9 protein-coding genes are annotated in these 13,116 nt (G+C 56.2%); 5 read left to right on the forward strand and 4 right to left on the reverse strand.

The window, feature by feature from the left end:
• Positions 1-4: 4 nt before the first annotated feature.
• Entirely contained in the window at positions 5-265 is a 261-nt protein-coding gene (locus tag J4D97_RS11835; RefSeq protein ID WP_208307747.1) for a hypothetical protein, read from the reverse strand.
• A gap of 176 nt (positions 266-441) precedes the next feature.
• On the opposite strand from J4D97_RS11835, the gene J4D97_RS11840 reads away from it, so the two are divergent.
• Positions 442-1,815 (forward strand): FAD-dependent oxidoreductase, encoded by a 1,374-nt coding sequence (locus J4D97_RS11840; protein ID WP_208307748.1) that lies wholly within the window; start codon positions 442-444, stop codon positions 1,813-1,815.
• Between the two features lie 218 nt (positions 1,816-2,033).
• On the forward strand, positions 2,034-2,762 hold the full coding sequence (locus J4D97_RS11845) for a LytR/AlgR family response regulator transcription factor (protein ID WP_185281970.1): 729 nt from the start codon (positions 2,034-2,036) through the stop codon (positions 2,760-2,762).
• Between the two features lie 77 nt (positions 2,763-2,839).
• Here J4D97_RS11845 and J4D97_RS11850 read toward each other — a convergent pair whose 3' ends face one another.
• From J4D97_RS11850 to rpoN, 3 genes are all read right to left on the reverse strand, one after another.
• Entirely contained in the window at positions 2,840-6,010 is a 3,171-nt protein-coding gene (locus J4D97_RS11850) for a PAS domain-containing protein (RefSeq protein ID WP_208307749.1), read from the reverse strand.
• Positions 6,011-6,206: 196 nt separating this feature from the next.
• On the reverse strand, positions 6,207-6,839 hold the full coding sequence (locus tag J4D97_RS11855; RefSeq protein ID WP_185281968.1) for a hypothetical protein: 633 nt from the start codon (positions 6,837-6,839) through the stop codon (positions 6,207-6,209).
• A gap of 252 nt (positions 6,840-7,091) precedes the next feature.
• Positions 7,092-8,660: an RNA polymerase factor sigma-54 gene (rpoN, locus tag J4D97_RS11860; RefSeq protein ID WP_208307750.1), complete on the reverse strand. Its 1,569-nt coding sequence runs from the start codon at positions 8,658-8,660 to the stop codon at positions 7,092-7,094.
• A 262-nt stretch (positions 8,661-8,922) separates the two neighbouring features.
• On the opposite strand from rpoN, the gene asnS reads away from it, so the two are divergent.
• The 3 genes from asnS (at position 8,923) to J4D97_RS11875 (ending at position 13,025) form a co-directional block, all read left to right on the forward strand.
• Positions 8,923-10,320, forward strand: coding sequence for an asparagine--tRNA ligase (gene asnS, locus J4D97_RS11865; protein WP_208307751.1), 1,398 nt, complete (start codon positions 8,923-8,925; stop codon positions 10,318-10,320).
• Positions 10,321-10,498: 178 nt separating this feature from the next.
• Positions 10,499-12,214: an LIC_10190 family membrane protein gene (locus J4D97_RS11870; RefSeq protein ID WP_208307752.1), complete on the forward strand. Its 1,716-nt coding sequence runs from the start codon at positions 10,499-10,501 to the stop codon at positions 12,212-12,214.
• A gap of 235 nt (positions 12,215-12,449) precedes the next feature.
• Positions 12,450-13,025, forward strand: a complete 576-nt coding sequence (locus J4D97_RS11875) for an arylesterase (RefSeq protein WP_208307753.1) — start codon at positions 12,450-12,452, stop codon at positions 13,023-13,025.
• Positions 13,026-13,116: the final 91 nt, after the last annotated feature.

The following is a 13,116-nucleotide window of genomic DNA, read 5'->3' on the forward strand; positions in this document are numbered from 1 at the left end:
CGGCTTAGTAGCGGATTTCTGGGTGCCCGAAAAGGTTGATGTCCACGTTTTCGCCAATGCTGTATGTGCCAATCTGTAGCTGGTCGTTTGCTAGCTGCAAGTGTGCAGATGGCATTTTTGGGGTGAAAACCTGCTGATCTTCTGTGAGTAAGGCAGTCCAGATCATGGCCGACCACGTGAGATAAGTAGCTGTTGCCAGCGATGAGTAGGAATGTTGCACAGGCCGATAAGCAGCCTTAGAAACGCAGGGGGTAGAAATTGGCATAGAAACAGAGCAAGTGGTTCGTCTTACAATACAACCCTACGATGCGCTGTAAGCCACCGGATTCTATTTAAGCTTAAACAAATTGTATTACTCGATGAATAGCTTTTCCTACCCGACAAACGACGCTATTTCGTAACCGTTTACCTTCGCTGTTCCATTCCCTTTTTGCCGTGTCTATGTCCGCTCCTGTTCCTGCCGCTACTTCCGAGCCGCTCACCATTATTGGCGGAGGTCTGGTAGGCTCCCTACTCGCCCTCTACCTGGCGCGGCGCGGCTATCAGGTAGCCATCTACGAGCGTCGGCCCGACCCGCGCTACCAGGAAGCCGCCGAGGGGCGTTCCATCAACCTGGCTCTTTCGGACCGGGGCTGGCGGGCGCTGGAAGGCATTGGCGTGCAGGAAGACGTGCGCCAGGTGGCCCTACCCCTCTACAAGCGCGCCATGCACAGCCTAGACGGGCAGCTCACCTACCAGGCCTACGGGCAGGAGAACCAGGCTATCTACTCCGTTTCGCGCGATGGCCTCAACCGTACCCTACTCGATCTGGCGGAGGCGCACCCCAATATCAGCCTGCACTTCAACCAGCGGTGCCTGGAGGTAGACCTGCGCCGGCGCCAGCTTACCCTGCGCGACACGACCACCCAACAGACGCACACGCTTGCCTACCACCGGCTGTTTGGTACCGATGGGGCTTTTTCGGCGGTGCGGGGGGCTATGCAGAAAACTGACCGCTTCAACTACGCACAGAGCTACCTGGAGTACGGTTACAAGGAATTGCAGATTGCAGCCGACGCAGCCGGCAACTGGCAGCTCGATAAAGAAGCGCTTCACATCTGGCCGCGCGGGCAGTACATGATGATTGCCCTGCCCAACCTCGACGGCTCTTTCAACTGCACTTTATTTTTCCCCTACGAAGGCGAAACGTCGTTTGCTTCCCTGCAAACGCCCGCCCAGGTACAGGACTTTTTTGAGCGCGTATTTCCCGATGCGGTACCGCTGATGCCCAATTTGCTACCCGAGTTTGCCGAGCACCCTACCAGCTCCCTCGTCACGGTGCGCTGCTACCCGTGGTCGTACCAAGGCGAGGTGGTGCTAGTTGGGGATGCCTCGCACGCCATTGTGCCCTTCTACGGCCAGGGTATGAACGCGGGCTTCGAGGATTGCACCGTGCTCGACCAGTTGCTGACAGAGTTTGACGGCGACTGGGACACCGTTTTTGCAGAGTTTCAGCGCCGCCGCAAGCCTGATGCCGACGCCATGGCCGACCTAGCGGTGTATAACTTCCAGGAAATGCGCGACCGGGTGGCTGACCCGCGTTTTCTGCTGCAAAAGAAAATCGAGAGCAAAATATCCGCGCAGTACCCCGATCAGTGGCTGCCGCTGTACTCGCAGGTCACGTTTTCGCATACGCCCTATGCCGAGGCCCTGGCCAACGGCACCCGCCAGGAGCACATTATGCAGCGCCTGATGCCTCTTATCCAAACCGAAGCCGACTACGACACACCCGCCGTGCAGGAAATGGTGCAGCAGGAAATGGCCCAACTGGCTTAGCAGTAAACTCTGCGTTTTCGCCGTTTTCAATGTACTCAACTAATTGATATCATTTTGCTTCGGGGCTATCTATGCATAGTATTTTGGCCGATTAATTGCAACTATCTTGATTAGTACTAACGGTTTTCTCGGCGTAATACCTTCTTTTATAGGCGAGTTGTACCTTTACCTAGTCAAACGCTCCTTGGCCACGGTGGCCATCTACAGTTTCTTTGTGTATGCCTGCTACCTCTGCGCTTTCCTGCCTCATTGTGGATGATGACCCCATCAACCGTCTGACGCTAGAGCACTATATTTCCCTGACAGATTCGCTCTCACTCACGGCCTCCCTCACCGATGGGTTGGAAGGGCTGACTTTCTTTCGCAATGGTAACCAGGTAGACATTCTGTTCTTGGATGTGCAGATGCCCCAGCTTAGTGGCCTGGAGTTGCTGCGGGTGTTGCCCAATCCCCCGCTGGTTATTCTGACAACTGCCCACGAGGATTTTGCCGTTGATGCCTTCAACCTGCAAGTGACCGATTACTTGGTCAAGCCCTTTGACTATGCCCGTTTCAGCCGGGCCGTGCAACGGGCCCAGCAACAAGCCGGCGCCCTCACCCACGCAACGGCTACGCAGGCACCAGCCCTCCCCGATTCCGACCTATTTGTGAAGGTCAACAACAAGATGGTGCGCATCAATTTCGATGATGTGCTCTACGTGGAAGCGCTGTCTGACTACGTTATCATCGTGACCGACAAGCAGAAGCATATTGTATACACCACGCTGAAGGCCTTTGTGGAGCGCCTACCCTTCGACCACTTTGTACGGGTGCACCGCTCCTACATCCTGAATTTACGGCGGGTAGAGGCCATTGAAAACAACATGGCCCTGATGCCCAGCGGCCAGGAAGTACCCATCAGCAAATCCTACCAGGACATCGTTTTCCGGAAGATCAACCGCATCTAGCACACCGGAGTACCACGACAAGGCCCGTTTCGTAGCTACGAAACGGGCCTTGTCGTGGAGCAAACTTTCTCGCCTACCTAATAACCAGCGGCCTGCAACTCAGCCACCACCGCCGCAGTGGTATTCAGGAGCGTTGTGGCCGCAGCTTGCAAGGTCGTTTCTGTAGGGCGGTCGGCGGGGGATGCGTGGGGGTAGGATTCCAGCAAGCGCACTGGTTCCTCGGTGGTTGTCACGGCCAGCAGCTTCAGCGTGGGTTTCAGGCGGTGCGCTATTTCGGCCGCCGCGGTCCAGTCGGATACGGCGGTGGCAACCTTCAGTTGGTCCAGCGCGGGCGGGGTATGTTGCAGGAACGTCGTCAGGATTTTTCGCACGAAGTTCTCACTGCCGTGGGCGGCTTCCTGCAACTGGGCCAAGTGGTAGAGCGGCGCAATGGGCGCGTTGCGCACAGCGGCTACCTCGGCCGCGGCCTCCACTGTACGACCCAGCTGAGCCGCAATTTTCAGGAACAAGTCGCGCTCCTCGAAGGGCTTAAGCAGGTAGTCGTTGATGCCAGCCTTTTGGTACACCTCGTGGTCGGAGCGCATGGCATTGGCTGTGAGCGCAATAACGGGTAGCACAGCTTTCAACGGGTCGGCGTGCTTCCGAATCAGGCGGGTAGCATCCAGGCCGCTCATGCCGGGCATCTGAATGTCCATCAGCACCACGTCGTACGTGTGCTGGTCCAGGAACGCCAGGGCTTCGGGGCCGCTGTCGGCGGCATCCACCTCAAAGCCCCATCCTTGCAAAATCAGCAACGCCAATTGCTGGTTCACGGGGTGGTCTTCTACCAGCAGCACGCGCGTGCCGCGCAGGGTAGCATAGTCGGGTGAGGCGGGCTCAATGGCTAGAGCCGTCTGCTGGGCTTTGGGCAGCGTGAGCACCAGGAAAAATGTGCTGCCACGGCCCGGCGTGCTCTCTACCCACAGACGCCCGCCCAACTGCTCCGACAAGCGCCGGCTGATGGTGAGGCCCAGCCCCGTGCCCCCAAACTGGCGGGTAGTATCCGTATACGCCTGCCGGAAGCTCTCAAAAATAGCTTCCTGCTTTTCGGCCGGAATACCAATGCCGGTGTCGGTCACCTGGAACTCGATGCTGAGCTTCTCAGGCGAATCGTGCAGCACGCGGCCGGTCAGCTCCACAAACCCCCGGTCCGTGAATTTAATGGCGTTGCTGAGCAGATTCAGCAAAATCTGATTCAGGCGGAATGGGTCGCCTACTACCATGGGCTCGGGTAGGGTAGGCGGCTCCACGAAGAACCGAATGCGCTTCTCTTCGGCTTTATAAGCCAGCGTTTGGGCCGCCCCGCGAATCGACTCGATGATATCGAAAGGAATTTCTTCCAGGTGCAGCTGCCCCGATTCAATCTTGGCAACGTCCAGCACATCGTTGATAACCGCCAGCAAGTGCCGGCCCGAGCTTTGAATAATGTTGAGGTGGTCGCGCTGGGCCTCCTGCAATTCCGTTTTGGCCAGCAGCCCGGCCATACCCAGAATCCCGTTGATGGGCGTGCGAATTTCGTGGCTCATGTTGGCCAGGAAATTTTCCTTGGCCTGCGCCGATTCCTCGGCCGCTTCTTTGGCCCGCTTCAGCTCCTTTTCCATTAGGATGCGGTCCGTCACGTCTTGCCCGTAAGCAATTACGTAGGGCTCTTGGCCGGTTTCGTCTACTAGGGAGTTGTTGTAGAGGATGAAGCGCCGCTCCCCTGTGCGCGACATCAAAGTCATCACGCCGCCTAGCTCGCGCTGCTGCGCAATGGTAGTGAGGTAGGCGCCCATGTCGGCGTGCAACTCGGGCGGCGATACCATCTGCAAGGGCTGCCCGATTATTGCCTCCGCCGGACGGCCAATTACAGCTGCCGCGGTGGGGTTAATAGTCAGGATCCGACCTTGTAAGTCGTGCGTACAGATGAGCGCCTGACTGAACTGCATCAGGTCGCGGTACTGCTTTTCGCTGCGAATTAGCGTTTCGTGGGCCAGGCGAGCCTCCGTGATATCGGTGCTCACGCCCAATATGCTAACGGTGCCATCGGCGCGGCGCAAAGGGCGCTTCACTGACCGCAGCCAGCGGGTTTCGCCATTTCGTAGCGTTGCGGATACCTCCACGGTTTGCTCCTGCCCCGTTGTAATAATCTGAATGTCATCATCTACTACCTTTTGCAGCTCGCGCCAGATCGATAGGTCTTCGGGGGCTACCTCTACCTCCGTTAAACCCACCAGCTCGATGTGCTTGGTACTCTGCACAAAATCCCTCATTGATTGATTCATGAAGGAAATCTTCGTGTTGATATCACGCACAAAGATGTAGTCGGGCACCGTGTTTACTACCTGCTGCACAAAGGCTTGCTCTTCTTGCAGGCGCGCTTCGCTTTCCCGCAACCGGCTCTCGGCCAAGTAGCGCTCCGTGATGTCGAGGCCATAGCCCAGCATCAAGCGCAGGGAGCCATCGGGGTTATATACGGGCAGCATGTTGCGCAGGGCCCGGCGCTGGCCCTGCGGACTTTCCAACGACTCTTCCCACTGCACGGCCTGCTTGGTAGCCAGCGCCTGCTCGAAACGGGCATGGCGCTCCTCGGCCAGCGCCACAGGGCGCTGCCGGTATTCGCAAAACTCGAAGTCGTTGCGGCCAATAATCCATTCGCGCACTTCGGGGTTGGCAATAGCCGCCGGGTTCAGGAACAGGTAGCGGTGCTCGGGGTCGAACACGGCTACATCTACCGGCAACAGGTTTAGGATGGTTTCGTAGAACTCGCGCTGCTGCTGCATCCGCCGCTCGACATCCTTGCCCTGCGTGATGTTGGTGAGGTAGACATCCGCGTACTGCTCGTTGCAGGAAGGCACCACAAACAGCAGGTAGTGGTTGAAGTTCAACGCGATTTCCTGCTGCACTACCTTGTCAGTTGCCAATGCCTGCCCAATGGCTTGCTGCACCAACTCCTCCAATTGCGGCAACATACCCGCCTCTTCTTCACGTTGCCGCAGATTTTCGGCTGCTTGGTTCAGAAAGAGCGTTTCGGCGGTAGCGCTCAGGCGCCACACCGGATTAGGGTTGCGCCGGGGTAGCTGTCCCAGGTCGAGGGTAGGCGAAGAGGGAGCGCACAGCTGCTCCAACTCCGCTACGCGCTCCTCGGCAAGCTGTCGGGCGGCGCGCTCCTGCTGCAATTGCGCTAGCAGATCGGCCGTTGTAAGATCGGAAGTAGAGGAAGAAGCCATAGCCACAAGCAGACAAATACCGCGCCCAGAGGCAGGGGCGAAAACTGAATTTCGGGAATGATCTATATTGTTGGAGCGCGGGCAAAGCTATGGCTACCAACAGCCACGCTACCTTCTGTAAAGCTACAATTCCAGTGCTACCCTCCTGCTTTTCGGAATGACTTTTTACGGCCGTATAGTCCCGCTCTCCTACCCGTCAGGCCAGTGCTACCCCTACGCCTACCCCCGCCACCAGACTCACGCCCAGCACCAACCCGGCCCATACCTGAGTAGGTGTGTGGGACTGTAGCTGTAACCGGGCACTTAACACAGCCCCCGCTAGCAAAATGCTACCCAGCAGCCACCACAGTGCTTCCTGATCGGCGAGGCCGCTGAGCTGCAACAAGGCCAGCAGTCCCACGGCGCCCCCCACCCCCACGGCATGGGCGCTGATTTTCCAGCGCAATGAGATTAATAGTGTCAGCAGCACGGCAATGGCCATGCCCACCATCATATAGCGCAACAGAGCATCCAGGGCAAAGCCAGTATGCGTGAAAAACCAGGCCGCTACCCCAAAGCTGATGGCCGCAGCCAGAAAGGGTAGGGCGCGTTGCCGCCTGTCGTACAGCTCCAGCGAGTCGATAACGCCGGCCCAATATAGCCCACTCGTGCAGAGGGTAGGCAGCAAAAAGGTAAACCCGAACGCAAACGCTACCACCAGCCACCGGTCGGGTAGCAACGGGTAGAGCACCACGCCCGGTAATTGATAACAAACAATATAGTAGAGATACGATGGGACCAGCAGCGGGTGAAAAATCACCGATAACGCCAAAGCCAGAGAATTTTTCAACGGAATCGGATTAAAGCCGAATACGAATATAGAGCTTGAATCCTAAAAAAACAGGATAAAGTACATTAGATAAAATGGTGGGATAGTAATTTTGCAAAGATGCGTGTCATCCTGAGCGCAGCGAAGGACCTTATGCCAGTTGAACGAGTCGTTGATACGTCAATCGTTCTAGCGTGATAAGGTCCTTCGCTCCGCTCAGGATGACACGCATCTTCGCAAAATCACTATCTCACTACCCAATATATCAGCGCTTTACAACTCTTTCCGCAGGCGCGCTACCGGGATATTCAATTGCTCGCGGTATTTGGCTACTGTGCGGCGGGCAATGTTGTAGCCGCGGGCATTGAGCATCTTTTCCAGTTTGTCATCCGACAGTGGCCGGCCTTTGCTTTCGCCGTCGATGATTTCCTTCAAGATGTGCTTCACCTCGCGCGAGCTGGCATCCTCGCCTGAGTCGGTGGCGATGCCTTCGGAGAAGAAATACTTGAGGGGGTAGATGCCAAACTCCGTTTGCACAGCCTTGGAATTCACTACCCGGCTCACGGTGGAAATATCCATCCCGATTTCCTGGGCAATGTCCTTCAGAATCATGGGGCGCAGGCGGCCTTCGTCGCCCTCGGCAAAGAAGTCGTGCTGGTAGCGCACAATGGCATCCATAGTGCGCAGCAGGGTTTGCTGGCGCTGCCGGATGGCATCAATAAACCACTTGGCCGAGTCGAGCTTCTGCTTCACGAAGGTGACGGCTTCCTTCATCTTCTTGTCCTTTTTCGAGGCCTTGTCGTAGGCCTGAAACATCTCCGTGTAGGCCGGCGACACACGCAAATCCGGCGCGTTGCGGGCGTTCAGCGACAGGTGAAACTGGCCGTTGTCGTTGGTCAGGATGAAGTCGGGAATGATGTACTGCACCTTGCCCATACCTACCGGGCCAGAGCCGCCGGGCTTAGGGTTCAGCTTCAGAATCAAAGCAATAGCATCCCGTATTTCCTCGTCTTCTAAGTCCAGCCGCTGCTGAATGCGGGCGTAGTGCTTCTTGGTGAACTCTTCGTAGGTTTCGGCCAAAATACGCTCGGCGTTTTCCACATCGGGGTCGGCGGGGCGGCGCTCTAGCTGCAACAATAGGCACTCCTGCAAGTCGCGGGCCCCAATGCCGGGCGGGTCAAACGACTGAATCAGGCGCAGCACGGTTTCGATTTCCTCCGTCGTGACTTCCACATTCTGGGAGAAAGCCAGGTCGTTGGCAATGGCCGACAAGTCACGCCGGATGTAGCCGTCGCTATCGATGGAGCCAATAAGCTGAGTGCCAATGATGCGCTGCTTGTCGGAGACGGCCACAAAGCCTAATTGGTCCAGCAGGCTATCAATCAACGAAGCGCCATTGTCGGCCAGGGGCATTTCGCGGTCCTCATCGGCGTCGCCGGGTCCGTCGCCTTGCATCTTATAGCCGGCTATTTCATCGTCGTTGAGGTAGTCGCCTAGGTCTAGGTCGTCGCTGGTCTCTTTTTCGGCCGTAGATTCTTCGATTTGCGGTAGCTCCAGCTCGGGCTGCTCTTCGGCACGGTCGAAATCCTCGTCGAGGGTGTTGTCGTCGTTGTCGAACTCGGCGTCCGGGTCGTCGAAATCGTCGTCGGCGTCGTCCTCCTCCCGGTCCTGCTCCTCAAAGTCCTCTGCGTCGTCGCCCTCTTCCAGCGCCGGATTTACTTCCAGCTCTTCTTTGATGCGGGCTTCCAGCTCGGCAGTCGGAATCTGCAGCAGCTTGATAAACTGTATCTGTTGGGGTGACAGCTTCTGCGAAAGAAGCTGTTTCATATCCAGTCGTTGCATACTATTTCGGCGCTTTCTAAATCCTCGGCACAATGCTTGTGGCAGCTCTCAAATATATGCCTTTCTGTACTTTGGCATAGGCAAAAAAGTTGGATAGCGGGCAGCTATTGTATCATTCGAGGGCTGCTCAGGATTTTGAATAGAAAGCTTGGCAATAAGCCAAAATTTTATACATCAATAGCCAATCTCTTCTTTTGTACTGCTACCCCTGCTAAAACTTCTACCTTTGCGGCTCAGAACTTTAACCTGAATCTGAGTCCCAATGACTGTAAGAAGAACGAACGTGCAGGCGCTGCTCGGCAGCCAGGAGCTGGAGCGCGAAGTAGTGGTGAACGGCTGGGTGCGTACGCGCCGCGGCAATAAATACGTGCAGTTCATCGCCGTGAATGACGGCTCTTCGATTCATAATATCCAGGTAGTAGCCGACGCCGAGAAATTCCCGGAGGAGTCGCTGAAGGACGTGACGACGGGTTCGTGTGTGGCCGTGCGCGGCCAGTTGGTAGCCTCGCAAGGCAAAGGGCAAAGCGTAGAAATTCAGGCCGCCGAAATAACGGTGCTTGGGAAAGCCGATGCCGAAACCTACCCGTTGCAGAAGAAAGGGCACACCCTGGAATTCCTGCGCGAAATAGCTCACCTGCGCCCCCGCACCAACACCTTTGGGGCGGTGCTGCGCGTACGCCACGCGCTGGCCTTTGCCGTGCACCAGTATTTCAACGACCACGGCTTCTATTACATCCATACGCCCATCATCACGGGTTCCGATGCGGAGGGCGCGGGCCAGATGTTTCGCGTGACCACCCTACCCGACCAAAACCCGCCCCTCACGGAGGACAAAGCCGGCGTAGACTACAAGCAGGATTTCTTCGGCAAGCAAACCAACCTCACCGTATCGGGCCAACTCGAAGGTGAGGTAGCGGCTATGGCGCTGGGCAAGGTATACACCTTCGGTCCTACCTTCCGGGCCGAGAACTCCAACACGGCCCGCCACCTAGCTGAGTTCTGGATGATTGAGCCGGAAGTGGCCTTCAACGATTTGCAGGACAACATGGAGCTGGCCGAGGACTTCTTGAAGTACCTCGTGCGCTACGCCCTGGATAAATGCGCCGATGACCTGCAATTCCTCAACGACCAATACGACAAGGAGTTGCTGGAGCGCCTACGCTTCGTGGTCGACAATGATTTCCAGCGCCTGACCTACACGGAGGCCATAGAAATCTTGAAATCGGCGAAAAAGAAGTTTGAATTCCCGGTGGATTGGGGCACCGATTTGCAGTCGGAGCACGAGCGCTACCTGGTAGAAAAGCACTTCAAGAAGCCCGTTATCCTCACCGACTACCCCAAGGATATCAAGGCGTTCTACATGAAGATGAACGACGACGACCGGACCGTGCGTGCTATGGACGTGCTGTTTCCAGGTATCGGCGAAATCATTGGCGGCTCGCAGCGTGAGGAGGACCTGGAAAAATTACGCGCCCGTATGGCTGCCATGCACGTGCCCGAAGACGAGCTGTGGTGGTATATGGAGCTGCGCAAGTTCGGTACGGCGCCGCATGCGGGCTTCGGCTTGGGCTTCGAGCGTCTCATCCTGTTCGTGACGGGCATGGCTAATATCCGGGACGTGATTCCCTTCCCGCGCTTCCCGAAAAACGCGGACTTCTAGATCACGGATTGGCGCGTATTTTTCCGGATTATACGGATTTTGTGAATAGGGCGGCTTCCTGATGGGGCCGCCCGCTTTGTGACAACTTGGGCCTGCTGCGTCGGGTCTGCGAGCTGTGCAGTATTACCTTATCTTCCATCCTCCGGCTGGTAGCGTAAAAGCCAGCTGCTTGTTACGTATGCTTCTTATTATCGTGTTCTGGGCGTGGGCGGCTGGGGTAGGCCTGGGATTTGGCCTGGGTTTAGAAAAACTGCTGAAACGGATGTGGGGGCCTCTACCTCGCTTGCTGACAGACAGCCCAGAATTATTGATAATTGGAGGCTTAGCGGTAGTGGCGTGGTTAGTGGCAATCCTTAGCTTCGCATTACCGGTGGCCCTACCCATACAACTAGGAGTAACCGCTTTAGCTGGTGTACTACTGGTCGCAAACCGCGTCCGATTACGTCTACTCCTGCTCAGCTATGGCGGCAGTTGGCAAGAAGCGGGGACGCTTGCTGGCCTACTGGCCGGCGCGCTGGTAGCGCTAATCCTAACGCACGCTGCCCAACCACCAACATTTCCCGACTCGGCCCTGTACCATGCGCAGTTTATTCAGTGGATGCATCGCTACCCGCTGGTACCAGGATTAGGTAATCTGCGTGGACAGTTGGCTTTCAACTCACATGCTCACTTATTAACGGCTTTTTTCAGTCCAGCCACCCCACTTAGCCAAGCTCCAGCATTTCAGCAAACGGTGAGTAGTCTAGGCTTTTTGTTGCTGACCATTCACCACGTACGTCGGGCCGGCAGGCAGCTACGGGTAGGCCCTCGACCCTGGTTGGCCATTTTCTATCTAGGTAGCATACTCCTGCTACTGATGACGATGCGTCCTTGGATTTCTTCCCCCCTAGCCGATAGCACCGCAGCCGTACTCGGCTTATTACTACTAGGGCTGTTGCTCGAAACGCCCCGTTTGTCTTCCGCTGGCCTTATTTGGGTAGGCGTAGTAGCTGCTACAGCCGTTACTGTAAAGTCATCAGCTGGCACTATGCTGCTGTGGCCGTTGGTGGCGGCTTGGTGGCCCGCACAGGGGCGTTGGCGACGTTTGGGGTTGCTATTGGGTGTCATCGTACTGGTTCTGCTTCCCTGGATAGGGCGGAACGTAGGGTTATCGGGCTACCTCGCTTATCCGCTGGCGGGCAGTTTGGGGCCTGTCGTACGCGATTGGGCCGTAACGCCTACCCAACTAACTGCTGATTTAGTAGAGATTCGCCTTTTTGCCCGACGTCCTTTGGGCGACTGGCCCCTGGCAGCGAAGCAGCCAATAGGTGAGTGGCTACCGTTGTGGTGGATGCAGCAGGAACCAGCCGATAAGCTGCTGCTGCTAGTGGTTGTGGCAGGCGTCGGGTTACTAGTAGGATGGCTGGTTTGGCAATTAGTAGCGAAGAAAACTACCTACAGCACTTTAATAAAACGCACAGATCTGACACTTTATCTGCTGCTTTTGCTTGGCTGCGGCAGTTGGTTTGTGGCAGCCCCCGCTATGCGTTTTGCTTACGCCTATCTAATTGGGGCTGCTCTACTGAGCCCGTTGATCATTGCTCGTGAATTGCCCATTCGGTGGAGCCGAATAGCTGGTTGGGGCTTGTGTGCTCTTAGCCTGCTCTATACACTAAACGGCCTGCGCCACGAACTAGCAAAACCGGCCGCACCGGCCTACGTCACCTGGCCGGCCGACTACCCGGAAGTACGCACACAGGTGGCTGGTCAGGTGGGCTCCTACCCTGTACGAACAGGCGTACGGCCCAATAGACGCTGCGGAAACGCCCTGCTGCCTTGTACCGATTCGTTGTCTCTAGGTCTGCAATTGCGTGGCACTACGCTACGTCAGGGCTTTCGGATGGTGCAAGACTAATTACCCTATTCATTCTTTCAAAGACATTATATAGCAAGTATCTTATAAACAGCTATATGATGTCTTTCTAGTAGCCACACAACGCTGTAATAGTAGACAATAATTCCCTTCCCGCGCTTCCCGAAAAACGCGGAATTTTAAGTTTCGCACAACTGTTTATCTCTTACCAACCGGCCAAGTTTAGTTGCCCATGGGGGCACCTGAATTTGGCCGGTGGCGTATGGAGATACTCGTTATGCAGAACATTATTTTCTTTGGCGACAGCCTCACGGCGGGTTACCAGTTGCCCGGTAGCGCCGCATTTCCTTCACTCATTCAACAGCGTATCAACACGCTTTCCCTACCCTACAAAACCTTTAACTACGGCGTAAGCGGTGAAACGTCTGCTGGTGGTCGGCAACGCATTAGCAGTGTGCTGGCGCGGCAGCCCGTGGATGTATTTGTGCTAGCGCTGGGAGCCAATGATGGCCTGCGCGGTATTCCGCCCCGCGATACCATGCAAAACCTGCAATTCATTTTAGACGAGGTGAGTCGCAGCTACCCACAGGCGCGGCAGGTGCTGGCGGGCCTGGAGTTTCCGTTTGACTTGGAACCGTTGGGTGGGCACCATTTAGGTGCATATGCCACGGAGTTTAAGGCGCTGTTTCGTACGCTGGCCGAGCGCAATCAGCTGGCTTTCGTACCCTTCCTGTTGCAGGGTGTGCTGGGCCACCGCAACCTCAACCTCCCTGATGGCGTGCATCCTAACGCTCAGGGACAGAAAATTCTGGCTGAGAATGTGTGGGAAGTACTGGAAGGAGTGGTGACGTAGGGTGCACAGATAGCATGCATTAAAAAGCGTCTGTCATCCCGAGCACAGCGAAGGACCTTCTCACGTTTGAACGACGGTTATACTAACGACT

It is taken from the genome of Hymenobacter defluvii (genome assembly GCF_017589435.1).
In the GTDB taxonomy this organism is placed as follows: Bacteria; Bacteroidota; Bacteroidia; order Cytophagales; family Hymenobacteraceae; genus Hymenobacter; species Hymenobacter profundi.

What these genes read in the sequence shown, in the direction of transcription:
- J4D97_RS11835 (WP_208307747.1), bottom strand. Translation starts at nt 265, where the DNA reads ATGCCAATTTCTACCCCCTGCGTTTCTAAGGCTGCTTATCGGCCTGTG.
- J4D97_RS11840 (WP_208307748.1), top strand. Translation starts at nt 442, where the DNA reads ATGTCCGCTCCTGTTCCTGCCGCTACTTCCGAGCCGCTCACCATTATT.
- J4D97_RS11845 (WP_185281970.1), top strand. Translation starts at nt 2,034, where the DNA reads ATGCCTGCTACCTCTGCGCTTTCCTGCCTCATTGTGGATGATGACCCC.
- J4D97_RS11850 (WP_208307749.1), bottom strand. Translation starts at nt 6,010, where the DNA reads ATGGCTTCTTCCTCTACTTCCGATCTTACAACGGCCGATCTGCTAGCG.
- rpoN (WP_208307750.1), bottom strand. Translation starts at nt 8,660, where the DNA reads ATGCAACGACTGGATATGAAACAGCTTCTTTCGCAGAAGCTGTCACCC.
- asnS (WP_208307751.1), top strand. Translation starts at nt 8,923, where the DNA reads ATGACTGTAAGAAGAACGAACGTGCAGGCGCTGCTCGGCAGCCAGGAG.
- J4D97_RS11870 (WP_208307752.1), top strand. Translation starts at nt 10,499, where the DNA reads ATGCTTCTTATTATCGTGTTCTGGGCGTGGGCGGCTGGGGTAGGCCTG.
- J4D97_RS11875 (WP_208307753.1), top strand. Translation starts at nt 12,450, where the DNA reads ATGCAGAACATTATTTTCTTTGGCGACAGCCTCACGGCGGGTTACCAG.